Annotated in this window: 23 protein-coding genes; 8 read left to right on the plus strand and 15 right to left on the minus strand. The window is 33.6% G+C overall.

What is annotated here, in order from left to right; translation table 11 throughout:
- Window positions 1-11 precede the first annotated feature (11 nt).
- From AMQ68_RS01455 to AMQ68_RS01470, 4 genes are all read right to left on the minus strand, one after another.
- Window positions 12-461 (minus strand): MarR family winged helix-turn-helix transcriptional regulator, encoded by a 450-nt coding sequence (locus tag AMQ68_RS01455; RefSeq protein WP_054509975.1) that lies wholly within the window; start codon window positions 459-461, stop codon window positions 12-14.
- Between the two features lie 165 nt (window positions 462-626).
- The gene (locus AMQ68_RS01460; RefSeq protein ID WP_054508864.1) at window positions 627-1,550 is read right to left on the minus strand and encodes an ABC transporter ATP-binding protein; all 924 of its coding nucleotides are present in this window, start codon (window positions 1,548-1,550) and stop codon (window positions 627-629) included.
- Between the two features lie 279 nt (window positions 1,551-1,829).
- Window positions 1,830-2,801, minus strand: coding sequence for an iron ABC transporter permease (locus AMQ68_RS01465; RefSeq protein WP_185113390.1), 972 nt, complete (start codon window positions 2,799-2,801; stop codon window positions 1,830-1,832).
- Between the two features lie 24 nt (window positions 2,802-2,825).
- Complete coding sequence (locus AMQ68_RS01470) at window positions 2,826-3,389, minus strand: TlpA family protein disulfide reductase (RefSeq protein WP_054508866.1); 564 nt, start codon at window positions 3,387-3,389, stop codon at window positions 2,826-2,828.
- A gap of 32 nt (window positions 3,390-3,421) precedes the next feature.
- On the opposite strand from AMQ68_RS01470, the gene AMQ68_RS01475 reads away from it, so the two are divergent.
- Together AMQ68_RS01475 and AMQ68_RS01480 are read left to right on the plus strand one after the other, a co-directional pair.
- On the plus strand, window positions 3,422-4,546 hold the full coding sequence (locus AMQ68_RS01475) for an iron-sulfur cluster-binding domain-containing protein (protein ID WP_054508867.1): 1,125 nt from the start codon (window positions 3,422-3,424) through the stop codon (window positions 4,544-4,546).
- The gene (locus tag AMQ68_RS01480; protein WP_054508868.1) at window positions 4,543-5,160 is read left to right on the plus strand and encodes a vancomycin high temperature exclusion protein; all 618 of its coding nucleotides are present in this window, start codon (window positions 4,543-4,545) and stop codon (window positions 5,158-5,160) included. The genes AMQ68_RS01475 and AMQ68_RS01480 overlap by 4 nt, the downstream gene beginning before the upstream one ends.
- On the opposite strand, the gene AMQ68_RS01485 is transcribed toward AMQ68_RS01480, so the two are convergent.
- Window positions 5,157-7,757: a BamA/TamA family outer membrane protein gene (locus tag AMQ68_RS01485; RefSeq protein WP_054508869.1), complete on the minus strand. Its 2,601-nt coding sequence runs from the start codon at window positions 7,755-7,757 to the stop codon at window positions 5,157-5,159. The genes AMQ68_RS01480 and AMQ68_RS01485 overlap by 4 nt on opposite strands.
- On the opposite strand from AMQ68_RS01485, the gene AMQ68_RS01490 reads away from it, so the two are divergent.
- Window positions 7,743-8,468 (plus strand): RNA methyltransferase, encoded by a 726-nt coding sequence (locus AMQ68_RS01490; protein WP_054508870.1) that lies wholly within the window; start codon window positions 7,743-7,745, stop codon window positions 8,466-8,468. The two genes, AMQ68_RS01485 and AMQ68_RS01490, sit on opposite strands and share 15 nt — an antisense overlap.
- A gap of 59 nt (window positions 8,469-8,527) precedes the next feature.
- Here the strand turns inward: AMQ68_RS01490 and AMQ68_RS01495 are convergent, their stop codons facing one another.
- The 5 genes from AMQ68_RS01495 to porQ all read right to left on the minus strand — a co-directional run bounded on the left by AMQ68_RS01495 (window position 8,528) and on the right by porQ (window position 11,616).
- On the minus strand, window positions 8,528-9,025 hold the full coding sequence (locus tag AMQ68_RS01495; protein ID WP_054508871.1) for a hypothetical protein: 498 nt from the start codon (window positions 9,023-9,025) through the stop codon (window positions 8,528-8,530).
- A 3-nt stretch (window positions 9,026-9,028) separates the two neighbouring features.
- Entirely contained in the window at window positions 9,029-9,340 is a 312-nt protein-coding gene (locus AMQ68_RS01500; protein ID WP_241775018.1) for a phage holin family protein, read from the minus strand.
- 79 nt (window positions 9,341-9,419) lie between these two features.
- On the minus strand, window positions 9,420-9,770 hold the full coding sequence (locus tag AMQ68_RS01505; protein WP_054508872.1) for a YtxH domain-containing protein: 351 nt from the start codon (window positions 9,768-9,770) through the stop codon (window positions 9,420-9,422).
- 94 nt (window positions 9,771-9,864) lie between these two features.
- A complete protein-coding gene (gene cmk, locus AMQ68_RS01510) occupies window positions 9,865-10,539 on the minus strand; it encodes a (d)CMP kinase (RefSeq protein WP_054508873.1) in 675 nt (224 codons plus the stop codon).
- Between the two features lie 87 nt (window positions 10,540-10,626).
- Window positions 10,627-11,616 (minus strand): type IX secretion system protein PorQ, encoded by a 990-nt coding sequence (porQ, locus tag AMQ68_RS01515; protein WP_054508874.1) that lies wholly within the window; start codon window positions 11,614-11,616, stop codon window positions 10,627-10,629.
- Between the two features lie 167 nt (window positions 11,617-11,783).
- On the opposite strand from porQ, the gene pyrH reads away from it, so the two are divergent.
- Complete coding sequence (gene pyrH / locus AMQ68_RS01520) at window positions 11,784-12,491, plus strand: UMP kinase (RefSeq protein WP_054508875.1); 708 nt, start codon at window positions 11,784-11,786, stop codon at window positions 12,489-12,491.
- A gap of 100 nt (window positions 12,492-12,591) precedes the next feature.
- Window positions 12,592-13,146: a ribosome recycling factor gene (gene frr, locus AMQ68_RS01525; protein WP_054508876.1), complete on the plus strand. Its 555-nt coding sequence runs from the start codon at window positions 12,592-12,594 to the stop codon at window positions 13,144-13,146.
- 71 nt (window positions 13,147-13,217) lie between these two features.
- Here the strand turns inward: frr and AMQ68_RS01530 are convergent, their stop codons facing one another.
- The 5 genes from AMQ68_RS01530 to AMQ68_RS01550 all read right to left on the minus strand — a co-directional run bounded on the left by AMQ68_RS01530 (window position 13,218) and on the right by AMQ68_RS01550 (window position 19,274).
- Window positions 13,218-14,006: a hypothetical protein gene (locus AMQ68_RS01530; RefSeq protein WP_054508877.1), complete on the minus strand. Its 789-nt coding sequence runs from the start codon at window positions 14,004-14,006 to the stop codon at window positions 13,218-13,220.
- A gap of 124 nt (window positions 14,007-14,130) precedes the next feature.
- Window positions 14,131-15,588 (minus strand): LptF/LptG family permease, encoded by a 1,458-nt coding sequence (locus AMQ68_RS01535; RefSeq protein WP_054508878.1) that lies wholly within the window; start codon window positions 15,586-15,588, stop codon window positions 14,131-14,133.
- 108 nt (window positions 15,589-15,696) lie between these two features.
- Window positions 15,697-16,344: an outer membrane lipoprotein carrier protein LolA gene (locus AMQ68_RS01540; RefSeq protein WP_054508879.1), complete on the minus strand. Its 648-nt coding sequence runs from the start codon at window positions 16,342-16,344 to the stop codon at window positions 15,697-15,699.
- A 70-nt stretch (window positions 16,345-16,414) separates the two neighbouring features.
- Window positions 16,415-18,715, minus strand: a complete 2,301-nt coding sequence (locus AMQ68_RS01545; RefSeq protein ID WP_241775019.1) for a DNA translocase FtsK — start codon at window positions 18,713-18,715, stop codon at window positions 16,415-16,417.
- 40 nt (window positions 18,716-18,755) lie between these two features.
- Window positions 18,756-19,274: a DNA translocase FtsK 4TM domain-containing protein gene (locus tag AMQ68_RS01550; RefSeq protein ID WP_123905577.1), complete on the minus strand. Its 519-nt coding sequence runs from the start codon at window positions 19,272-19,274 to the stop codon at window positions 18,756-18,758.
- Window positions 19,275-19,519: 245 nt separating this feature from the next.
- Here AMQ68_RS01550 and AMQ68_RS01555 point away from each other — a divergent pair, with 245 nt between their 5' ends.
- From AMQ68_RS01555 to ccsA, 3 genes are all read left to right on the plus strand, one after another.
- Window positions 19,520-20,164 carry a cysteine hydrolase family protein gene (locus AMQ68_RS01555; RefSeq protein ID WP_082383945.1) on the plus strand — a complete coding sequence of 215 codons (645 nt, stop codon included), beginning with the start codon at window positions 19,520-19,522 and terminating at the stop codon, window positions 20,162-20,164.
- A 69-nt stretch (window positions 20,165-20,233) separates the two neighbouring features.
- Complete coding sequence (locus tag AMQ68_RS01560) at window positions 20,234-20,821, plus strand: Crp/Fnr family transcriptional regulator (RefSeq protein ID WP_369678590.1); 588 nt, start codon at window positions 20,234-20,236, stop codon at window positions 20,819-20,821.
- A 192-nt stretch (window positions 20,822-21,013) separates the two neighbouring features.
- On the plus strand, window positions 21,014-24,268 hold the full coding sequence (gene ccsA / locus AMQ68_RS01565) for a cytochrome c biogenesis protein CcsA (RefSeq protein ID WP_054508882.1): 3,255 nt from the start codon (window positions 21,014-21,016) through the stop codon (window positions 24,266-24,268).
- Window positions 24,269-24,626: the final 358 nt, after the last annotated feature.

Here is a 24,626-nt window from a genome sequence, read left to right on the forward strand (position 1 = left end):
TTGATTTGTTATTATTTTTTATTATTTAAATCGATCGCAATTTTCATGATCTCAACCATCACTTCTTTAAAAGTATCTAGCTTTTCTGGAGCAATTTTTTCCATCACTCTCTTGTTGAAGTTAACGACAACTTCCTTAGACATGTTTCTGGAATTCAATCCTTTGTCGGTAAGTTTTATAATTACTTCACGCTTGTCTGTAGTTGTTTTTTCCTTGTAAATATATCCGTTGTCTTCAAGAAGTTTTATAATTCTTGTTAATGAAGTAGGTTCAATGGCCATTTTAGGTCCTAAATTCGTACTTCTTGTGCCTTCTTTAGGGTCAATTTTAAGAAGAGTAAGGGCCTGAACGGCTGTTGAATCATGTTCCTGAGCAAGATCTGTATACATTTTAGAAACAGCCAACCAAGTCTGCTTTAAAATTAGATCTACGTTTTCTATTTTATCTTTATTGTTGTCCATCATTTTTTGGGAAATGGTTTAATTCAAATGTAGTAAATATTATGCATGCATAGTATTTATTAACGTTAAATTTTGTTAATAGATTGATAGTTAGGCGATTAAATTGTATGATTAGCATAATACTATGCATGCATAGTATATGAAGTTAATAAAGAAAAGCGTGTATTAGTAAATGGTTTTCACGAAATTAACAATTTCTTCGAAGGATTCGCATTGTTGTTTCAAGGAATCATTAGAAATAACCCAAAAGTTGTGTTGGAGTTCAAAATTTAATAAAGAAAGGTCTTTTTGGAAGTTTTTTTGAAGTAAAGAATACAACATTTCTTTATAAAAATCGGGTGCAATGATTTTTGGAGCTACAAAATTTTCATTAACCTGAAATAAAGAAGCGTTGGTTAGCTCATCATGTTGAAGTAAAATATCTTCCACGATCCCGGAATACAAATGATGGTTTTTTACATACCAAATTTTATCTGCAAATTCTTTTGCCAATCGCCAGTCGTGGGACGAAAATAGAATCAATTTATTCTGTTCTTTGGCTAATTTCCTAAGCGTTTTTAAGATGATAATTTTATTCTTTTCATCTAAATGGGTTGTAGGTTCATCCAGAATAATAATAGGAGAGTTCTGCGTTAAAGCTCTTCCAATAAAAGCCTTTTGAAGGTTTCCGTCAGAGAGGTTTTTAAGAAGAGTATGTTTGTATTCGTCTAAATCTAAAGCTGTAATAATATCAGAAACTTCTTCACGATCTTCTTTTTTAAGCTCAAAATAGAAAGGATAATAAATGTATTTTCCTAGCGAAATAAGATCCTCAACCGTATAATTCTGCGGAATAACAGACTTTGAAAATACCACGGCAATATTTTCTGCAATTTCCTTAACAGAAAGGTTTTTTATATTTTTATTATTAATTGAAATTTCTCCGCTTAATAAAGCATTTTGATGGAGAATAGATTTAATTAAAGTCGTTTTTCCGACACCGTTGTTACCAATCAATAAGCATACGTCTCCTAAATTCAAATGGGCAGAAGCATTTGAAATTAAGGTTTTATTGTAGCCTATGTTTGCTTGGTTTATTTGTAGGTGCATTTTTATTTAATTTTTACTTACACAGATTTACAGCGTTTTTATTTCTTTTCTCGCGGATTTTGCAGATTACGCAGATTTTTTTACGTTTAGCTTGTCATGCTGGAAGCATTTTTACAAAGTTAGTTTAGATTCCTCTGGAATGACAAAATGGGGTTGTATTTTTTAAATATTATTTAAGTTTAATTAAAATATTTTCAATCATCTGCTTAATCAGCAAAATCTGCGAGAGAATTTAAAATTGACAATTAATTCCTTTACAATTCATCATCATACCAACAACTAAACCTTATTCTGTTTCAATAGCATCATCAATATCACAGGAATTCCAAATATAGAGCTTATCACATTCAATGGGATTTGAGATTTTTCAGCAACAATTGAAAATAACAACATCATCAGCATTCCCAAAAACATATTTAAGATCCATTGCTGCCAGAGTTTTGCAGGATTATAAACCAGTCTGCAAAAGTGAGGAACAATAATTCCTATAAATAAAATGGGTCCTAAAAATGCTGTAATAGAAGCGGAAAGTAGGGAAGAGGCTACAATGATCAATAGCTTTAAATGCTGTAAATTAACACCTAAACTTTGGGCATACGAACTTCCTAACGAGTTTCCTATTAAAGGTTTTATGGTTTTAAAACAAATAAATAATCCGATTGAAACTAAAACGGATAAAACATAAATTTGATTTCTCGTCACCATATTATTTGCTCCGAAAGACCATAAAATATAGTTTTTTAAACTTTGATTTTCAGCATAGAATTGAAGCAACGAAACAATGGCTCCGGCAAATGCAGAAACTAAAAATCCGAAAATAATTAAGTAAGATTTATCCTGAAATTTATTCGACATTGATAATAAAATCAACATCAAAGCTAAACTTCCAGCAATGGCAGATAAGCTCAAAAAACTATTTTGAAGAAATTCAGGTAGAGAAATGTTGTAGGAAAAAAAGATATAAAAGGCAACGGACAAACTGGCGACAGAGGTTATCCCTAAAATATCCGGTCCGGCCAATGGATTTTGAAAATATTCCTGCATCAAAAAACCGGAAGTAGGAATTGAAATTCCCGCTAATAGCATCACTAAAACCCGGTTAATACGAATTTCGGCAATTTGATTATTTTCGGAGTTCATGAAGAAGTCCTGAAAGTTGAGACTTAAAAATCCTGTGTTCAGATTAATGATCGCAGTAATAATAATGGCGATTAAAAATAGCAAACACAGGATTTTGAATTTATTTGACATCATTCAGAAAAAATTCTGTAAGATTTATTTTAGCAAAGATTTTATTTTAGAATCCAACATTTGTGAAGTTATCATTCCCAAAGATTCCTCGGTTTTGTCACCTTTTCTCATGTAGGTAAAAGGAATGGCAGAACCTGTCCATTCTTTGAAGTTACTTTTAAAAAAATTGGCATCTAGAAGTTGTCCGTCGAGCAAGACGGTATTTTCACGAATTCCCTGTTTATCTACGAAACTTGGTACTTCTGTGTTCCAAACATCTTTATTATCAATACTTACAAAGGTAATTTTTACAGGTTTACCTTTTAACTCAGCTATTTTTTCTTTAAAATGTGGGATTTCTTGAACACAAGGACCACACCAGGTTGCAAAGAAATTGGTTACATATAAAGTGTCATTCTTTTTTTGTAAATAATCAGATGCCTGCTGTGTCGTCAAAACTTTCAAACCTACTGCCGGGGAAGCCGGTTCTGTGTTTTGTGAAACCGAAACACTATCTGTACTATTTGCATTATCATCAGTTTTCTGACTTTCTTTTTTACAACTAGAAAGTGCAACGAGAACAATCGTGGATAAAATTATCTTCCTCATAAATTATTTTTTAGCTATTTTTGAATTGAAGTATGGAACAACAAATCTATAAAGGGAAACTGACACAGTTTCATTGGCTAAAAATAACGAAAAAGGAAGAACTTACCAAAAATACTTTTTCTTTGGAATTTGAGATTCCTGAGAGCCTGCAGGAAAATTTCGAATTTGAAGCTGGACAGTTTGTAAGTGTGAAATTTCAGTCTCACGGTAAAGAAGTTATTAATGACTATTCGATGACCTCCGCGCCTTATGAGAAAAAAATAAGTTTAGGGATAAAGATTACTTCTCCAGACGGAGCCACTTCACAATTGTTTAAAAACTATCATGTAGGAGACGAATTACTTGTGAGTGAACCGAGTGGAAGGTTTACATTGGGTTCTAAACCTCATGAATTCAGAACAATCGTTGCTTTTGCAGCAGGAATCGGAATTACTCCAATATTAAGTCATTTTAAAAACATTCTTCATACTGAACCAAGAACGAGATTGTTTTTATTCTTTGGAAATAAGAATTCGGAAGAGCTCGTTTACAAAGAATGGCTTGATAATCTTGCTAAAACGTGTGGCGACAGATTACAGATTTTCTATTTCTTTTCTCAGGAAAAAACGGCTGATCAGTTCTTTTATGGAAGATTAGATGCTAAGAAGTTGAATTTAATTATTAATCAGATTCTGCATTTAGATGATACGGATGAAGAATCTACGATTTGGGATGCTGTAGATGAAGTATTGATCTGTGGAAAGGGAGAAATGATCAAGACGCTTGCTAATGCCTGTTATCACCACGGTATTCCGAAGAAAAATATTCACTTTGAGCTTTTTGAAGAATTTAATGATGATATTTATCCAATTGAAAAAGAATTTCCTTTAATTGAAAATGTTGAAGTAGAATTTAAGATGTTTGGAAAGGAATATCACACAGAATTGCCTGACAATAAAGACAAAATTCTTCAGCAATTATTAGGTCAAAAATTTTCTGTACCCTATTCATGCAAGTCGGGGATTTGTGGAAGCTGCGAATGTTATCTTGAAGAAGGAGAAGTTGAACTGTTAGAAAATGAATATTTAACAGAAAAAGAAGAAGCACAAGGTAAAATATTAGCTTGTATGTCTATTGCAAAAACTAAGAAAATAAAGCTTAACTTTGATCTCATTTGAGAGTCTTAAGAAACATATTCAACCTTACATTTATATCAGTAGAAATAGGAGTTCTGCTGATATGTCTGGCTAATGCTTGGGTTTTTGCCCTTACTGGAGGAAGAACATACACCAAGATCTCTAAAATTCCACCCAGAGAGATTGCTTTGGTATTAGGAACGTCGCCCAAAATGAGATCGGGAATGTCTAATCCGTATTTTACGAAGAGAATGGATGCAACAGCGCTGCTATATCATCACGGAAAAATAAAACAGATCATTGTAAGCGGAGAAAAAAGCAAGGGCTATAATGAGCCTGCAGCTATGAAAAATTATCTTGTTTATCAGGAAGGTGTTCCCGAAGAAATCATAACAGAAGACCCAAAAGGTTTCAATACCTATAAAAGTATTTTACGCTGTAAAGATGTTTATAAAAAAGACAATGTGATCATTGTATCACAAGGTTTTCATAATCTTCGTGCCTTATTTTTTGCAAGAAATAATAATATGAATGCATTAGGTTTTGACGCTCAGGATGTCAATAAGCCTGAAAGTTTCTACAGAAATCAATCCAGAGAAATTCTCGCCAGAGTGATTGCTGTAGTATATTTTATATTGGGAATTTCTCCTGATTAAAAAGGGTATCCGAAAGCAATATTTAAGGTAGGTTTGAAAGGTTGGAAGTTTTTCAACCTCCATCTGTCACCTTCAGCTTTATTGGGATCATAAATTTTATATGCAAGATCTAGCCTAAGGGTAATATAAGCAACATTCACTCTTAACCCGAAACCGCTACCGACCCCCATTTGACCTAAGAATTTATTGAACTTAAATTCATCTCCATAACCGTTATTTTGGTTACGAAGACTCCATGTGTTACCGATATCCGTAAAAATAGCGCCTTCATACATTTCGGTAAAAGGAATTCTATATTCAATATTGGTCGTTAATTTCACATTGTCTGTCATATAGGTACGCACTCTTTCATCAACCTGTGAATCGGAAGGACCTAATCCTCCATACGCAACCCAAGCTCTGATATCATTTGATCCTCCATTGAAATAAGACCTGATCACAGGCATCGAAGAGGAATTTCCATAAGGAATACCTAACCCAATAAATTGACGCAATACTAAGGTTTGATTGCCATTGAATTTGAAATATTTTCTTACATCAAAATCAAATTTGATGAATTGTGCATAAGGAATTCCGAAAATGGTTCTTTCCGGATTGGTTACAATACCACCATCATTTCTTTTCTTATTGAATATACTTAATGCATTCCCTGCTAATTCTACTTTTCCATTGAAATAAAATGCATTGGGATAATCTTTTTTTCCAATTTCATTATAAACAAAATTATAGATCATAGAAGAAATAATAACATCCTGAGTCTGTCGGTCTTTGTTTATCAATGTGCCTGTAAATGCGGTTAAGAGGTCAATTCCTCCTTGATTAAGTTGACTTTGATATTCTTTGTCAGATACAATCTCTTTAGAAACTTGATCAATAGTTGTTTTTCCTGCAGTAAAATCTGTGCCAGCTTCAGCATTATACTGAAAATAATCTTTGAAGATTTCGTTTCGTATAATATTATCATTGACGAAATAATCATAATAGGCATCTTTATTCTTTGTTAAACTTAGCTGTGTGTTAAAAAGAGTAAGCCTATGAGAAACTTTGTCGTTGACTGTAGCAAAATAATTGAGTCCCGTATTAAAGTTTACTCTTCCCAAACCAATATTATTTTGAATCGCAGCTCCTAGCACAATAGAAGAAGTAGGGCTGTATCTTTTAGGGAGAAATTTATAGTAATCAAAAGGGATTAAAAGTCTCGGGAAGTTAAGAGAGGCCTGCGCAGAGATTTCATACGCTAAAACTCTCTGACTAATATCTTTTGTACTTCTGATAGAGCCAAAAGTTCCGGAAAGACTTGTCGAAAGGTTTTCTGCGCCGTTGAAAATGTTTCTTGTTGTTAAATCTACAGAAGGAGAAACTCCTAAGTTTAATAACTGAGAATAGTTAACATCGGTTCCTAACTTCAATTCGTATTTTGGAAGGGGTTTTAACAAATACATGACGTCAATAATACTGTCGTTGGGAGAAGTGCCACCACCATGTCGTAAAGAATCTTTTGCCTTCAGAATACTGAAATTGTTCATGGATAAAAGATTTCTCTTGGTAAGGTCTAGCTTCTTCTGGTCATAAACCTGTTTGTTGGCTACAATAACCGCTCTCCATATAGAACGTGTAGTATATTGATTATTTACTTTATGAAACCTGATTCCTCTTAAACTGTCTTTGGTTGTATTCTTAGGGTACTCATTGGCTTCGTCTACAATAGCAACATCTATATTTCCTATGGTTGCTTTTTTGTAAGGGGTATCTAAAGAATCTTTATGAACCTCAAGAGTCAAAGGGATTTGTTTTCTACTTTTTAATGAATCAGCTACGAAATAAATTTCATCATTAAGATTATTAAATTTATAATAACCATATTCTCTCATCAGGTCGGTAATTCTAGTAACCTCTTTTTCGAGAACAGTCTGATCAAGAACTTTCCCTGATCTTACAAGACTTTGATGAATTTTTTGCTGATAAATATTTTTAATTGTAGGATCCGGAATATTGTAATAATATTCTTTAATAAGAGAAGGATCTTTATGGGTGATAAAATAAGTGACAGCCGCTTTTTTAGAAGCTGAATCTAATGCCTGTTTAAATTTCACATCAGCATCCCAATATCCTCGGTAGGTTAATCTTTTCTTAATAGATTCAGCGCTTTTTTCAGTTTTTGTCTGATCTAAAATTACAGGAGGCGAACCCCAATTGTGGTATAATCTATCGATTAACAAATTTTTTCCCACACTGCTTTTCATGTTATACTTAATGAAAAGAGAATCTCTTAATTTCTGATCTCTCATTTCATTAGGATAGGTCATGTATTCATTAAGAATGGTGTCGTATTTAGGATTTGCTGCATTGTATAGCCATAAACCTAAAGGCATGAAAAGAAATTGCTTTTTATTTGGCTTTTGCTGAACATAGTTTTTCAGTTCACTATCGAAAAGATCTTTCTTATCTTCAAACTCAAAATTGTTTTGCGTGAGCAAATATTCACCGTTTGGAACTTTCTTTGTTGTACTACAAGCATAAAGAAGACCAACAAATGTTGCAAATGAGATAATTTTATAATATTTTTGAGGAGAATTCTTATAATGCTTACAGCTCATACAATAAAAATTTTACAGACTTTAGATAAAAAGAAGTTCAGACAAAAATACAATTTGTTTTTGGTTGAGGGTAATAAAATCATTTGCGAACTTTTTAATTCTAACTTTAAAATTAAAGAAATATTCTCTACCGATCCTCAAAAATTGGACCGTACAGATGTACCCATCACTCATGTATCTGAAAATGAGTTGAAAAAAATTAGTTTCCTGAAAAATCCTAAAGATTCTGTGGCTCTCTGCTATTTGAAAACGGAAGAAAAATTTCATGATCAAAATATTCAACTGGTATTGGATGGTATTCAGGATCCAGGAAATTTAGGTACGATTATCCGATTGGCAGATTGGTTTGGGATAGAACAGATTATTTGCAGTGAAGATACGGTGGATGTCTATAACCCTAAAGTTATCATGTCGACTATGGGATCTTTTACAAGAGTAAATGTAGTTTATACAAATCTTGTAGAATATCTTTCTAAAACAGAAAATGTGAACATTGGAACAGATATGGAAGGAGAAAATATTTACACCTTTCAAAAACCCGAGAAATTTAATCTAATTCTAGGCAACGAAGGCAATGGAATGCGTCCTGAAACCGAAAAATTACTTCAAAAAAGTATTAGTATTCCGAGATTTGGAAAATCTCAATCTACGGAAAGCCTGAATGTTTCAATGGCTGCTGGAATTATCTTAGGGCAATTGTTTTCAAAGTAAAAAATATTTTTAGATATCAGATGCAAGACTGAAATTTCTAGCATCTGATACCTAATAAATTATATAAGTTGTTCCATACTTGAAACGCTTTTACTTTTTTGATAGCTTTCTAATTTCTTTCTTACAAATTTTAAAGCAATAGGAGCGAGGTAAATCATTGCAGCGCCCAAAATCTTTTTCTTCCAATTAGGGCTGCTCATATTTTTCTTGGCATAGTTTCCTACCAACGCAGCAACTCCAAGTTTGATAATACTGTCTACAGCATTTCCTTTAAATGCAGAACTGGCAAGACTCATCGCTGAGTTTCTGTTGATCAACATATCTTTAACCTCTGAGGTTAGTTGTTTGGCAATAACATCTTTTCTGAGAACAATTTTTTCATCGCCTTCTTCATCTGTTTTTTCCTGCAGATACTGATCTGTTAAACCGTTTGTAAATGCACTTAAACTTTCTTTTGTGTTTTTAAAAGTCAGCAAATTCTCTAAATCACTGATCTCACCTTTCAATAATTTTTTCTTAATTCTTAATTCTTGTAAGCTTTCGTAATTTCTACCCATAGTTTAATGATTTAAAAATTTAATAACTTGATCTGCCACAGAGTTTACAATCCTATTTTTGAAGGCAATAATAAAGATCATGACTAAAAAATAAAATGCAGCAACAATTAAAAATCCATAAGATGTATTATCGAGAGCTTTACCTATCAGGAATGCAATTCCGAAATTAAAGAGAATAATAAAAAAGGCAAAAGCAATAATCAATACAACAAGATAAGTGATAATACCTGCAGAAAGTGATGACTTTTCAGTCGCTTCAATTTTCAGAAGATCTATTCTCTTAGATGCGTATTCTTTAATAGTTTCTATCATCATTGTTTTTTTTAAATTTACAAAAAAAGGAACTTTCGTGCACAAAGTTCCTTCTCATAATTTACTTCTAAAAATAAATTATTTATTTTTTAAGATCATTTAATTCTGCTTCTACGTTTTTTACTACATCTGTAGTTTTAGAAACAATTTGATCTTTATATTTATCATAACCATCCTTCATAGTATGTGCTACGTTATTAGCTGTTTCTTTGAAAGTAGATGAAATGTTACCATACTGGTCTTTCACTTTTTCAGAAACTTCACCATACTTTTCTTTTGCCTGATCTTTAAGATCGTTAGCCTTAGTTTTAATTTTTTTTCTAGTTTCTTTTCCTTCTTCAGGAGCATAAAGCATTCCTAAAATTACACCTGCCGCAGCACCTGCAAGAAGTCCCGCTAATATACCCGCTGTATTTTTTTCTTTTCTAGACATTTTTCGTTTTTTAAATAGTTAATAAATATTAGTTTTTTACGCTTTAAATCCTACAATTAATGTACCAAAACAGGCTATTTTCTATTAAAAATTATTAAAAGTTTTTAATATAGGAAAGAATACTTTCAATGGTTTCTTTTTTTGTGAGGTTGGTATTGTCTATTACAATGGCGTCGTGAGCCTGCTTTAATGGGGCAATTTCTCTTTCGCTGTCGATTTTATCACGGATAATTAGGTTTTCCTTTACTTGCTGTTCGTTGGCCTCAATACCAAGGCTTAGAAGTTCGTTATATCTTCTTTTTGTTCTTTCATCAATACTGGCAGTAAGGAAAAATTTGAAGTCAGCATTTGGCAGAACTACTGTCCCAATGTCACGTCCGTCCATAATAATTCCGCCTTTCTCTGCCAAGGTACGTTGAGATTGAAGTAAAAAGTCTCTTACTTCTTTTTGTTTAGCAACTAAACTTACGTTATCAGAAACCTGATTGGTTCTGATTTGTTTAGATATATCGGTTTGATTAAGATAAAGAACCAATTCGCCCTCGTTATTTTTAAACTCAAGTTGAATTTGATCTAAAGAAGAAAATAGTTTTTCAAGATTTATAGCTCCTTTATCATCCATACAGTGTTGCAGGCCAAACCAAGTAACACCTCTGTAAAGCGCACCTGTATCCAGATGAACGAGTTCTAGTTTATCGGCAATGACCTTGGAGATTGAACTTTTTCCAGTAGAGGAGTACCCATCGATAGCTATTACAGGTTTTTTCATACCGCAATTTTCAAAATTTTTTCTGAAAAACCAAGAGATACTAAGAAATTTTCTTCATTAAGATATTAATTTTTTCTGATGAAGAAATTAATATCTGTGTCCGCTAAGATCTAAAGAAATTCCTATTTGGTTGACATTTGATGCGTTGTGATATCTTACGTGAGCATAATCAATCCTAAATTTGGCAATTTTAATCCCAAAACCTCCGGAAAGACCTGAAAAGTTTCTTTGATCTGCTACGGCCAATTCGTTTCCTCTTTTTACGTTATATCCTAATCTGATGTTAAAACCTTTTTCAGGGAATAATTCTGCACCAATAGAGAAGTGGTCGGCAATTTTTCTCCCCACATTTACTTCCTGTCCGTTTACATTATAATCTGATGAAATATCAAACTGTTGTAAATCGTGAGCAGTAATGGTAATGGCTAAAGGAATTGCTTTCAGAATTTTGGTATATCCTAAATCTACTCTGAAGGGAAGATTCTCTCTCGTTCCGTTGAAAGATTTAAACTGATATCCGAAATTTCTGGCTACCACAGAAACAACTTCTTTGCTTTTCTTATTGTGATAAGTAACCCCTAAAGTTCCTCCAATGGCAGAGGAAGAGTAATTATCAATTTTTGAAGTGATGAAGTTGATTCCTCCACCAATTGTCCAGTCTTCTTCAAACTGATAGGCATATCCGGCTCCCACAGCAACATCCGAAGCGGTGAAGTTTCCATTTTCAAAACCACTTTCATCCGTTCTCGGGATGTCACCATAGCTCATGTACCTTGCATTGATGGTGGCCATGTGACCATTCTCAAAATCTTTGGCGAAAGCTATTGTTCCGTATTTTGAATCCGCCAGATAGGCAGCTCCATTTACAGAAAGCTGTTTATCAGAATCTTTATTTAGTAACGCGGGGTTTGCAATAGCAAAGGAAACATCATAATCTCTTATGGTAATTGCGTCTCCACCTAAGGCTGCTTGCCTTGCAGATACAGGAATATTTAAAAATGGATAAACATTTCTTCCTGATTGCGCATAAGACACAATACCTGACAGAAATAATGAAAAAATGACAATTTTCTTCAATTCAATTTATAATTAATGCAAAAATAATCCTTTTTCGTACGTATCAAAATATTTCTCACATTATTTCTGATTAAATATTTTTCTTATTGCAATATTTTTAATGATTATATTTGCAAAATCAAATTTCAGGGAGCTATCCCTTCTTAAAAAGTTATTAAAAATTAAAGATGAAATATAAAAGAATCCTTCTAAAACTTAGTGGTGAAGCCTTAATGGGTAACAGACAATATGGTATTGACACTGAAAGACTACAAGAGTATGCAGTGGAAATAAAGAAAGTAGTAGAAAGAGGCTGTGAAATTGCCATTGTAATTGGAGGAGGAAATATTTTCCGTGGAGTAGCCGGTGCTGCGAAGGGAATGGACAGAGTACAGGGAGATTATATGGGAATGCTTGCCACTGTAATTAACGGAATGGCTTTGCAAGGTGCTTTGGAAGATGCAGGAATCAAAACGAGACTTCAGTCTGCTATTGAAATGGATAAAGTAGCTGAACCTTTCATCAAAAGACGCGCTGTGAGACACCTTGAGAAAGGTAGAGTAGTGATCTTTGGAGCTGGAACAGGAAATCCTTATTTCACAACTGATACAGCTGCTACACTAAGAGCTATCGAAATCGGAGCTGATGTTATCTTAAAAGGAACAAGAGTAGATGGTATCTATGACAGCGATCCTGAGAAAAATGCGGATGCCGTGAAATACAACTCTTTATCTTTCGACGAAGTTTTTGAAAAGAATCTTAAAGTAATGGATATGACTGCATTCACTTTAAGTCACGAAAATAAATTACCCATCATTGTATTTGATATGAATAAAGAAGGTAATTTAGTGAAGATTGTAGAAGGAGAAAATGTTGGAACTCTAGTCAATTTATAATTAAGTTCTGGGTTTAGAGTTTTTTTGTTTTAAAAAGGACTCGTTACCCGTTACTTATTATTCATAAAAAATGTGTAACTATTCAAATTTTAGATATATAATGGAAGAATTAGATCTTATAGTAGAAACTGTAAAACAAGACATGGAAGCAGCTATTAAGCATTTGGATCATGCATTTCAAAGAATTAGAGCAGGACGTGCATCTACATCTATGGTTCAGGATGTTATGGTAGAATATTACGGAGCTCCGACTCCTATTAACCAAGTTGCCAACGTTTCTGTTCCTGATGCTATGACTATCGCTATTCAACCTTGGGATAGAACTGCAGTAGGTGCGATAGAAAAAGCTATTATCAACTCTAACTTAGGTTTTGCTCCTTCAAACAACGGGGAAACGATTATCCTTAATGTACCCCCTTTAACAGAGGAAAGAAGAAGAGATTTGGCAAAACAGGCTAAAGGAGAAACTGAAGATACAAAGATTGTTGTAAGAAACGCAAGACAAAACGGTTTGAAAGAACTTAAAAGACTAGAAGGTGTTTCTGAAGATGTTATAAAAGGAGTGGAAGAAGATATTCAGGCTCTTACAGACAAGCACGTAAAGGCTTGTGATGATCATCTTAAGACGAAAGAAGCTGAAATTATGAAAGTATAATTTTCAGTTTTTGAAAATAAAAAAGAGGTTCCAATTTTTTGGAACCTCTTTTTGTTGGTATGAATGATTGATTATTTACAGTTTTCGTTGTAATCGTAGATCACTTCGTTTACGATAGAAAGGTTATCAGACATTGCGTTGTCAATTTCGTTTTTAATGAATTTTCCTAATCCAGATCTTTTCTTTGCATCATTTTTTAGAGAACCATATTCTCCTTTTGTAATTTTACCTCTTACATACGGACAGTCAGCAACAATTATTTTAGCTTTATCAAGCGTTAATTCTTCTACTTTGCCTCCTTTTTTTGAATAGATATAAGATGGACTTTGTTTTAATCTTCTGGTTTCTTCTTCAGCCACTGCAACCTGACCTCCCGCAGAGAACGTAGTTGGGTAACCATATAATTTATACACTTTTATCTTTCCATCTGTGATTAATTCTGCAAACTGATTAGATTTTGTAAGATTGTTAAAAGCCTTTATACCTCCGCTTAAACCTCCCGTAGCAGTATTGAACCCTTCTTTGGTGTTGGTATATTTTACAACTTCAAAATGTCTTTCAGTATCATTTTCGTAAGCCATATATGCTTTCAGATCATCTGAATCATACGTCTTAAATTTCTGTCTTTTTTTAGAGCTATCAATATCAGAAGTAGCAATGAATTTTACTTTTTTCTGATTCTGCCACGGGCTATTATCACTTCCATTCAACCTTACAATACCTTCAATTTTCTTTCCTCCTTTATCGATTATATAACCATATTTTTCACCTGCTCTCATTTCGTAATCCATATTATCTTCCTGTGCGTATGCATTGAAAGAAGCAAGGCTAAATAATCCAACTAATAATAATTTCTTCATATAATTTTATTTAATTTCCCAAAGATAATTTTTTATCTTGAAAATAAATATAAGACGAAAAATTTTAATATATACCAATGAAAAAGATCCAGAATTTTCTGGATCTTTACTTTTTGAAGTAAAACTACTGATATCTTTTATGTTCATCGCTTTTCTTCGAGAACAGTTTTGTAATGGGTTTCAATAAGCCTTTGTATTTCTCAGCATCAAATAACTGTGAATCTGTAAGCGCTTTATAAGTCATCCAAACGCCAAAAGGGAAGAGGATGATGTTGGGAAGCCAAGCCGCTAGATAAGGGTTCATTTTTCCTGCCCAGGCAATGTTTTCAACACCAACATTAATAACATAGAATATAATGAAAATTACAATTGCGATGATCACCGGAAGTCCCATCCCTCCTTTTCTAATGATGGAACCTAAACTTGCTCCAATTAAAAAGAATATAATACAGGTAAATGAATAGGTGAGAATTCTTTGCTGATAGATCACCACTTTACTGAAGTATTTTACGTTGGGATTTATTTCGTTATTTTTTGTCTCTAATGTAGATTTTAAATTGTCTAATCTGTTATGAGCATTGTAGATCATTTCCAATTTCTTATCGCTTTTTACGGTGTCTAATTTAACCTGAGCTTTCGGAATGGCTTTAGATTTATTTTGCTCCATATAGGTGATGACAGAATTGGTCTGATTCAAAACATCTCCACTGGAAGTTGCAAAGAATTTCTCATTATCCTTTTTATTCTTATCAATCGTTTTTTGAAGTTGGTTAAAAGTCTGGAAACGGTAATCATCAGTAATCTGCTCCTCATCAATTGCTTTATTAATGATTTCACTAATATCAAAATGGGAGGTTAATGTATCAAATTTTATCGCTTGATCGGGTTGCTTCAGCCTTACGTTGTCAGGTTTTCCACTAAAGTTATCTTCAAAAATATACCCGTTAAAAAGAACCAATTTTAAGAAATTCTTATTCGCTGCAGGAACAAATTTTCCTTTCTCCGCTACAATGGATTGTTGGTTTTCATAGGTACTTGCTTTTCTGTGAACAAAAACGCCTTCTATATTTTCACCATTCTCCCCATAAATTTTATCAAACTTGACCATGTATCCAGGAAGCTGATCGATAAACTGTCCCGGTGTGAAATTCAGCGCAGGTTTGGTCTGAGCAATATTAAAAAGCATGTTTTTAGCCTTTCTCTGAAAATCCGGAATAATATTATTCGAAAAGAAAAAGAGCATAATGGCCAGCGCAGTAGATACTCCTAAAAGGGGCATCATCACTCTGGTTAAAGAAATTCCGGCAGCTTTCATGGCTGCCAATTCGTACCGTTCTCCAAATTCACCGAAAGACATAATACTAGCCAAAAGAATAGTAAGCGGTAGAACCATACTTATTACACTTACCCCAAGGTAAAAAAGTAATTTCAGGATCTCCCAAGTACTTAGGCCTTTTCCCATAAATTGCCCCAATTGCACCCATACAATATTTACAATAAAGATGAAAAACAATACACTAAATATGAAAAAAAACGGTCCAAAGAAGGTTTTTATGATATATCGGTCTAGTATTTTTAACATTCGCCAAAATTAATGAAAAAGCCACAAAGTTTTCTTTGTGACTTTATATTTTATTATTTTTTTATCATTAAGTAATAATACTAAATTGTAACGCTGAAAATCTGCTTTTTACAATTCTGTGATTACGTAATTCTTATATTTATTTTTATCAAATACAAACATGTTTGCATCCAGATCTTGATTTTCTTTGTATTCTTTAATGGCAATTACGGCAACATCTTTATTATTTCCGTGTTGTTCTAATTTTACCATTTGTTTTTTAGCAGAATCTACAAAGATGTACACATATTTTAATCCGTTTGCTTTAACCGGAGTTAATTTAATGAAATCTGTGTTTACGCCATTTACATTTTTCTTCCCATCGTATGTTACATTATAATCATTTCTATAGGTAGAAAGATAATTGATAGGGGAGAACATGGTGCTGTTGGCATTAGGTTTTGCTACAGTAACCTCCATGTCTTCTGTATTGATGTTGTAAATCTTATTTCCATCGAAGATCTGTTCTGTATCCATGATCTTCAGTTTGTATTTATCTCCAGAAGCATAATAAATTCCAGGTTCTGTTTTTCCAACTTCTCCATTTACTCCACTTCCAAAAGAGAACTTAAAATAGGTGTTCTTTTTAGATTTGTAATTTGCTGTGATGTCGTCTAATATTTTTTTAGCCTTTGCATCAATTTTTTGTGCATTGGTAAATCCAACTGCTCCTACAACAAATCCTCCTAATATTATTTTTGAAATACTGTTTTTCATTTTTTTTAATTTTATACTCTTTATACATTTTCCAACTTCAAAAGGTCAACATCAAATAGCGTTTTCCCCTTTATCTACGCAGATCTTCCAAAAACTGTTCCAAAGAATGAAGGTCACTGATAATCACTTCTCTTGCTTTCGCGCCATTGAAGCCGCCTACGATACCGCTTGCTTCCAATTGATCCATGATTCTTCCTGCTCTATTGTATCCTAATTTTAATTGTCTCTGAAGCATAGAGGTAGATCCTTGTTGCGTAGAAACAATAATTCTTGCAGCATCCTCAAATAACGCATCTTTTTCGTTTGGATCAAAAGCTCCGACATTACTTGTTGCTTCTTCTGAAACATATTCAGGAAGAAGGAATGCAGAAGCATATCCTTTTTGTTCCCCGATAAATTCCGCCAGTCTTTCTACTTCCGGAGTATCTACGAAAGCACATTGAAGTCTTAAAATTTCATTTCCGTTAAAGTAAAGCATATCTCCTTTACCAATCAACTGATCTGCTCCGGGAGAATCCAGAATCGTTCTTGAATCCACACTTGAAATTACTCTAAATGCTGCTCTCGCCGGGAAGTTAGCTTTAATCATCCCTGTAATTACATTTACAGAAGGTCTTTGTGTAGCAACAATTAAGTGAATTCCTACTGCTCTTGCCAGCTGAGCCAATCTTGCAATAGGTAATTCTACTTCTTTTCCTGCCGTCATGATTAAATCTGCAAACTCGTCAACAACCAAAACGATGTAAGGTAAATAACGGTGCCCATTTTCAGGATTTAGTTTTCTTTCCGTGAATTTCTTGTTGTATTCTTTTAAGTTTTTACAGAATGCATTTTTAAGTAGGTCATATCGTTGATCCATCTCTACACAAAGAGAATTCAACGTATTAATTACTTTATTGGTGTCGGTGATAATAGCATCATCTGTATCCGGAAGTTTCGCTAAATAATGTCTTTCAATTTTTGAATATAAAGAAAGTTCCACCTTTTTAGGATCCACCATCACGAATTTCAATTCACTTGGGTGTTTCTTGTAGAGTAGGGAAGTAAGGATGGCATTGATACCAACTGATTTCCCTTGTCCTGTAGCACCCGCCATCAATAAGTGAGGCATCTTTGAAAGATCGGCCATGAAGACCTCATTCGAGATTGTTTTTCCAAAAACAACCGGAAGGTCCATGTCTGTATTTTGGAATTTATGCGATGCGATAACAGAGCGCATAGAAACCATGGTAGGATTTTTTCTGGGAACTTCAATTCCGATTGTTCCTTTTCCTGGCATTGGAGCGATAATTCTAATTCCTAATGCAGAAAGATTCAAGGCAATATCGTCCTGTAGTTTTTTAATGGCTGATACTCTGATTCCCGCTTCTGGAACAATTTCGTATAAGGTAACAGTTGGTCCTATCGTAGCTTTGATTTCAGAAATTCCAACATTGAAATTTTTTAACAGCCCTACAATTTTATTTTTATTTTCTTCTAATTCTTCCTGATTGATAGAAATTTCCTCATTTCCATAATCTGTTAAAAGATTAACCGGAGGCATTTGGAAATTAGCCAAATCTAATTTGTGATCATAAAGACCGTGTTTATCTACAAGCTCTTTAGATTTTCTGTCGGATTCATCTAAAACATCGATAACAGGTGCTACTTCTATATTGAATTTAATCTCTTCTTTAACGATTGGTTTTGGAGGATTAATATCAAATGCTTCCTCCGGAGTTGAAACCGGCACCGCAGATTTTGTTTTTAGATTTACATTAACAGGTTGTGAAAAATCATTCTTACTTTCTTCAAATGAAGTATGATTTGGAGTTGTAATGGTAACAGGATCCAGAACGGTTGAAACAGGAAGAACCTCAGGAAATCCTTTAGGAACGCTTACTGGTTTTACAGGTTCTTCAACTTTTATTTTTTGAGGAATATCCGTTACCGAAACATTGCTACTTTCATTGGCGCTGCTGCTGTTATTATTATTATTATTATTATTATCCGGAGCCTCTTGAATTTCTTCTTCCAATTCTTCATCGGCTTCAAAATCTTCATCAGAACTTGGGATCATAGATTTTACTTTCCCGATTGTATTTTCATTAATCTTGTCGAATTTTGCTTTCATCGAACTTGGACGAAGATTAAATTCTAAAATAAAATACAATGCAATACTCGATACCAAAACCGTCCAAAGCCCAACACTTCCTATGATGGCATTAAGAGAATCCATAATTTGATATCCGTACACCCCACTTAAAACGCCTTGTCCTTTTGTTATGGCTCCAAATAAAACAGGAAGCCAACAAATGAAAAATAATGAATGGCCAAAGGTCATCCAAGGTTTAAAGATCTTCTTTTTAAGGATCATGGTTCCTATGACCATAAAAAGAAATGCTATAATAAAAGAGGCAACGCCTATGCTTTCAAAAATACAATGCAATACTCGATACCAAAACCGTCCAAAGCCCAACACTTCCTATGATGGCATTAAGAGAATCCATAATTTGATATCCGTACACCCCACTTAAAACGCCTTGTCCTTTTGTTATGGCTCCAAATAAAACAGGAAGCCAACAAATGAAAAATAATGAATGGCCAAAGGTCATCCAAGGTTTAAAGATCTTCTTTTTAAGGATCATGGTTCCTATGACCATAAAAAGAAATGCTATAATAAAAGAGGCAACGCCTATGCTTTCAAAAATGAAAAGGTTTCCGAGCCAGTCGCCCAGTTTTCCAAAAATATTCGAAGATTTTATACCCTTGTCGAGCATTGTTCCTGCCTGACTTTGATCTGCTTTCCAATTCATTAAATAAGAAATGAACGAGAAAACAAGTACTCCAGAAAAAAGTATAAAAGTAAGCCCTATGAATATACGGGGCTTGGATAAAGTTCTGCCTTTGTCAGGCGATTCCGTTTGTTGTTTTTGTGTCTTTTTGTCCATAATATCAATGTTGGCAAATTTAGTGTTTTTTAAACACCAATAAATATTTTTAATAAAAATAGAACTGTAAATTATGTTAAATTTTTTAAAATAAAGTTCACTTTTAAAAGGAATTTTCGATAACTGAAGTAATTGATTGGTTTTAGTGGAAATAATGTGAGACAAAATGCTTTTTTGAACTAGTTCAATTTTTTTGAATTCAAGGCTCTGTAATTTTGCATCATAATAATTAAACAGTAGAAATTATGAAAAATTTATTTAAAATAACAATGACCATGGGGATGGTCTTAATCTCATTAATCAGAATTAACGCACAAAAAAGAGAAAACATGGAAAATACAGCATTATTAATCATTGACGTTCAAAATGATTATTTCAAAGGAGGAAAAATGACGTTGGTAGGAGCGGAAGAAGCCGGTAAAAAAACACAACAGGTTTTAGCATATTTTAGAAAAAATAATCTTCCCATAATCAATATCAAACATATTGCAACCAATGAAGGAGCAGATTTCTTTTTGCCGGATACAAAAGGCGCAGAAATTAATTCTGTGGTTGAACCAAAAAGTGGTGAAAAAGTAATTGTAAAACATTATCCAAACAGTTTTAGAGATACGGAACTTTTGGAATATTTACAGTCAAAAGGAATCAAAAATCTTGTCATTACAGGGATGATGACGGATGTTTGTGTAGAATCTACGACAAGAGCTGCTTTCGATTTGGGCTTCAGTAATACCATTATCAGTGATGCAACAGCAACCAGAGACAGAGAGCTGTTTGGGAAAGTTGTAAAAGCTGAAGAAATTCAGAGATCATTCTTAGCAGGGATTTCAAGATTAGGTAATCTTTACGCTAGAGTTATTACAACTGCTGATTTGTTAAAAGGGAAATAGCAATATTTAAATCAATGATACATAAGGATACCGATAATTATTGGTATCTTTATTTTGCGTTAAATAGTAATGATGCTCGATTTACTTTATAAAAATATCACTCGTCATATTTCACTTTCAGAAGAAGAATTTCAACGTTTTTCGGAACCTTTTGAGTTTAAAAAATTTAAAAAGAAAGAAAGTATATTGAGAGAAGGCGACTATTGCCTTTTTGAAGGCTTTGTTTTGAATGGTTGTTTTAAAGTATATTTTTTAACAGAAGACGGGTTTGAACAAACTTTATATTTTGCAGTTGAAAGTTGGTGGATTACAGATATTGACAGTCTGATTAATAATGTTCCAAGCACGTTGAATATTGAAGCATTGGAAGACAGTGAAGTCTTGATGATCTCAAAAAAGGATAAAGAGCTTCTTTACGAAACGATGCCGCAGGTTGAAAAACTTTTCAGGATGATGAATCAGCAATCTTCAGTGGCTTTGCAAAGACGTATTTTATCTTTAATGAATAAAACGGCAGACAAGCGCTATTTGGAGTTTTTAGAAAAATATCCAACGCTTGAACAGCGATTAACACAACAGCAAGTGGCTTCTTATTTGGGAATTTCTCATGAGTTTTTAAGTAAAATAAGAAAGAAAACAATACTAGGAAATAGATAGCTTCAATCACGGGAATAGCTATTTTGTATTCACATTTTCAGGCTTTTCAATATTAAATTTTCCTCAATCTATTTTTGCTTATTAAGAATGTTTCAAAATAGCGAATGTAGGCTTCAAAGTGACAAAAAACAGCTTTTTTTATCCTCTTTATAGTTTATCATGCTTATTTTTGCATGTCAAGTAAAATAAATCATGAAGAAGCTCCAAGATATTCTTATCTCAACCAGAACAATGGCTGTGCTGTTACTGGTATTCGCATTTTCGATGGCCTATGCCACGTTTTTAGAAAACGACTACGGAACTCCAACAGCAAAAGCTTTAATTTATGAAGCAAAATGGTTTGAACTCATTATGGTTCTGCTTATTTTAAATTTCATAGGAAATATCGGAAGATATAGACTTTGGAAAAAAGAAAAATGGCCGGTTTTGGTATTCCACCTTGCATTCGTATTTATTTTTGTGGGGGGTGCAATTACCAGATACATTAGTTTTGAAGGGCAAATGCACATCAGAGAAGGTGAAACTTCAAACGAAATTGTAACCGACAAAAATTTCTTTAAAATTCAGATTGAAGAAAAGGGTGATGTTCTTAATTACCAAGACGTTCCTTATCTGATGTCTCCTTTACACAAAGATTTGAATGCTACGTACGATTTCCGAGGAAAGGAAATTAAAGTAGTCACTAAGGATTATGTGCAAAGAAAAAAAGACAGCTTAGTTGCTGATCCTAGCGGTGCCGAATATCTACATTTGGTATCTACAGGAAAAACAGGAAGACAAAACATCTTTATCAAACCGGGTGAAACAAAGTCTATTAACGGTACTTTGGTAACATTCAACAGAGCGATTGAAGGTGCAGTTGAATTCAAAACTGAAGGAGGTAAAATATTCATTAAAACTCCTGTGGATGCTACGTATATGACGATGGCAACTCAGGCGACAGGAAATACAACGAAAGACGAATTCCAGCCTTTAGCATTAAGAAGTTTATACAGTATTAATGAGTTAAAGCTAGTTGTTCCTGAAGGTCTTAAAAAAGGGAAACTCCTATCTATAGAAGGTGATAAAAAGAAAGACCAGAACGTTCCAGACGTATTAACGGTAGAACTTCAGGGTCCAAAAACAAAACAATTGGTAGAGCTTTCTGTGGAAAGAGGAAATCCAAATGCTTACAAACAAGTAACCATGGATGGGTTAAACATTATGGTTGGTTTCGGTCCTAAAGTGTATAACACACCTTTCGCGTTGAAATTAGATGATTTCGTAATGGAAACTTATCCTGGAAGTTCATCTCCAAGTGCATATGAAAGTCACATTAAAATCATTGATGAAGGAAAACAAACGCCTTATAAAATTTATATGAACCACGTTTTAAATCATGGCGGTTACCGTTTCTTCCAGTCTAGTTTTGATCCGGACAGAATGGGAACAGTACTTTCTGTAAACCACGATTTCTGGGGAACTTTGATCTCTTATATTGGGTACGGACTATTATTCTTAGGAATGTTTATTATTTTCTTCTGGAAAGGAACTCACTTCTGGAAATTAAATAAAATGTTGACGGATGTTAACAAAAAGAGAGCAACAATGGTTGTACTATTGTTCTTAAGTTTAGGCTTAAATGCTCAGAAAATTGATACACACGGAACAATAGACGGTAGTACAGAACATGTTCATGTAGAAGGTGACGGTCATACTCATGACATGGCTCCAGCTCAATCAGCACCAGAACAAAATTCTTTGGCTGCGCCGCTTACTAAAATGAAAACAATCTCACCTGATGAGATTATTGCAAGAAATAAAATCAGTGCAGAGCATGCCGATAAATTTGGATATTTATTGGTTCAGAATATTGAAGGAAGAATTGTTCCTATCAATACTCAGGCTTTAGATATTTTAAGAAAACTTTACCAAAAAGATGCATTCAGAGGTACAGACGGAAAATCTTTAACGGCTAACCAATGGTTTATCTCAATTAATACGGATACTCCGAGCTGGACGATGGTTCCGATGATTAAAGTAGAATCAAAAGGAGGAAAAGCGCTTTTAGAAAAAACAAAAGCCAATGAAGATGGATATACTTCTTTGATGAATCTTTTCCCGGCTGATGCCAATGGAAATTTAACGTATATTTTAGAGGCAGATTATAACACGGCATTTCGTAAGAAAGCATCAGAACAGACTGAATACGACAAGCAGATTATAAAAGTAAACGAAAGAGTTCAGATTTTCAACGAGTTCTTCAGCGGTCAGTTTATGAGAATTGTTCCTGTGAAAAACGATGCAAATCACACTTGGCATTCTTGGTTGGATCAGAAATTTGAACCGGATATGGAATCTCAACAAGTAATGGGACCTTATTTTGCAGAAGTATTGGCGGCTCAAAAATCAGGAGACTGGAGTAAAGCAGATGCTGAATTGGCAAAGCTTTCAGAATACCAGCAAAAATGGGGGAAAAGTGTAGTTCCTTCAAAGACTAAAGTTGATTTAGAGGTTTTCATGAATGAAGTCAACATCAACTTCAAATTGTTAATTTTCTATACAATAATTGGAGGACTATTGTTGCTTTTAGGTTTTGTTGAATTATTTAAGCCTAATAAAGTTTTAAACAAAACGATTAAAGTCATTATTGCTCTTGGAATAGTAGGATATATCTTTCACTTCCTAGGATTGGTGGCAAGATGGTATATTTCAGGTCACGCACCTTGGAGTAATGGTTATGAAGCAATTATCTTTATTTCTTGGGTTGGAATTTCAGCTGGTTTAGCGTTATACAGAAACTCAAATGCATTAATTCCTGCAGCAGGATTTATGGTTGCAGTAATTATGATGGGATTTGCGCACGGAGGTTCAGCGCTTGATCCACAGATCACGCCATTGGTACCTGTATTGAAATCATATTGGTTGATTGTTCACGTGGCGATTATTGTTTCAAGTTATGGTTTCTTTGCCCTGTCAATGATTATTGCGGTCATCAGTTTAGTATTTTATATTATTTCTAGTAAAGAAATGTACAAAATTCATCATGATACAACATTAAAAGAATTGGTGATTGTATCTGAAATGTCTCTTACAATCGGTTTATTTGCATTAACAGTAGGTAACTTTTTAGGAGGAATCTGGGCAAATGAATCTTGGGGTAGATACTGGAGCTGGGACCCGAAAGAAACTTGGGCTTTCATCTCAATCATGGTCTATGCTTTTGTTTTACACATGAGATTGGTTCCAGGATTAAGAAGCAAATGGGCTTTCAACGTAGCAACAATGTTTGCATTCTGTTCTATGGTAATGACGTATTTTGGAGTAAACTATTACTTAAGCGGACTTCACTCTTACGCAGCAGGAGATCCGGTTCCGGTTCCGGCTTGGGTATATATAGGACTTGCATCTATGGTTATTTTATCTGCCGTTTCTTATGTTAAGTTTAAAGCTTTAAATAAAAAATAAGATTTTTAAAATCATCAATAAATCAAATCCCGAAAAGTAATTTTCGGGATTTTTGTTGTTATATATAATAAAGACATAGAAGGCAAAATGTAAGTTTATCTGCACTTTTATCTGGGCGAAATATTTGAAAATTTTCAAAATTCTGAGTCGTCATCGGCATTCACCATTTGTCATTGCTATTCTTTAAAATATTGTTTTTTATTTATTTTTAGTATTGTATTTTTTTCTAAATTTAAAGAAATGTAATACCATTATTCAACCTTGATTGTTTCGTTTTAAAAATTAATCATTTAATAGTGAATTTTTTTTTCACTGATGAGATTGATATAAATGACTCGAGGTAGCGTAAACTAAAAAA

The sequence above is a fragment of the Chryseobacterium sp. ERMR1:04 genome, from assembly GCF_001297705.1.
In the GTDB taxonomy this organism is placed as follows: Bacteria; Bacteroidota; Bacteroidia; order Flavobacteriales; family Weeksellaceae; genus Chryseobacterium.

Coding starts and splice junctions, on each gene's coding strand:
- AMQ68_RS01455 (WP_054509975.1), bottom strand. CDS start 461: ATGGACAACAATAAAGATAAAATAGAAAACGTAGATCTAATTTTAAAG.
- AMQ68_RS01460 (WP_054508864.1), bottom strand. CDS start 1,550: ATGCACCTACAAATAAACCAAGCAAACATAGGCTACAATAAAACCTTA.
- AMQ68_RS01465 (WP_185113390.1), bottom strand. CDS start 2,801: ATGTCAAATAAATTCAAAATCCTGTGTTTGCTATTTTTAATCGCCATT.
- AMQ68_RS01470 (WP_054508866.1), bottom strand. CDS start 3,389: ATGAGGAAGATAATTTTATCCACGATTGTTCTCGTTGCACTTTCTAGT.
- AMQ68_RS01475 (WP_054508867.1), top strand. CDS start 3,422: ATGGAACAACAAATCTATAAAGGGAAACTGACACAGTTTCATTGGCTA.
- AMQ68_RS01490 (WP_054508870.1), top strand. CDS start 7,743: ATGCTTACAGCTCATACAATAAAAATTTTACAGACTTTAGATAAAAAG.
- AMQ68_RS01485 (WP_054508869.1), bottom strand. CDS start 7,757: ATGAGCTGTAAGCATTATAAGAATTCTCCTCAAAAATATTATAAAATT.
- AMQ68_RS01495 (WP_054508871.1), bottom strand. CDS start 9,025: ATGGGTAGAAATTACGAAAGCTTACAAGAATTAAGAATTAAGAAAAAA.
- AMQ68_RS01500 (WP_241775018.1), bottom strand. CDS start 9,340: ATGATGATAGAAACTATTAAAGAATACGCATCTAAGAGAATAGATCTT.
- AMQ68_RS01505 (WP_054508872.1), bottom strand. CDS start 9,770: ATGTCTAGAAAAGAAAAAAATACAGCGGGTATATTAGCGGGACTTCTT.
- cmk (WP_054508873.1), bottom strand. CDS start 10,539: ATGAAAAAACCTGTAATAGCTATCGATGGGTACTCCTCTACTGGAAAA.
- pyrH (WP_054508875.1), top strand. CDS start 11,784: ATGAAATATAAAAGAATCCTTCTAAAACTTAGTGGTGAAGCCTTAATG.
- frr (WP_054508876.1), top strand. CDS start 12,592: ATGGAAGAATTAGATCTTATAGTAGAAACTGTAAAACAAGACATGGAA.
- AMQ68_RS01530 (WP_054508877.1), bottom strand. CDS start 14,006: ATGAAGAAATTATTATTAGTTGGATTATTTAGCCTTGCTTCTTTCAAT.
- AMQ68_RS01535 (WP_054508878.1), bottom strand. CDS start 15,588: ATGTTAAAAATACTAGACCGATATATCATAAAAACCTTCTTTGGACCG.
- AMQ68_RS01540 (WP_054508879.1), bottom strand. CDS start 16,344: ATGAAAAACAGTATTTCAAAAATAATATTAGGAGGATTTGTTGTAGGA.
- AMQ68_RS01545 (WP_241775019.1), bottom strand. CDS start 18,715: ATGGTCATAGGAACCATGATCCTTAAAAAGAAGATCTTTAAACCTTGG.
- AMQ68_RS01550 (WP_123905577.1), bottom strand. CDS start 19,274: ATGGACAAAAAGACACAAAAACAACAAACGGAATCGCCTGACAAAGGC.
- AMQ68_RS01555 (WP_082383945.1), top strand. CDS start 19,520: ATGAAAAATTTATTTAAAATAACAATGACCATGGGGATGGTCTTAATC.
- AMQ68_RS01560 (WP_369678590.1), top strand. CDS start 20,234: ATGATGCTCGATTTACTTTATAAAAATATCACTCGTCATATTTCACTT.
- ccsA (WP_054508882.1), top strand. CDS start 21,014: ATGAAGAAGCTCCAAGATATTCTTATCTCAACCAGAACAATGGCTGTG.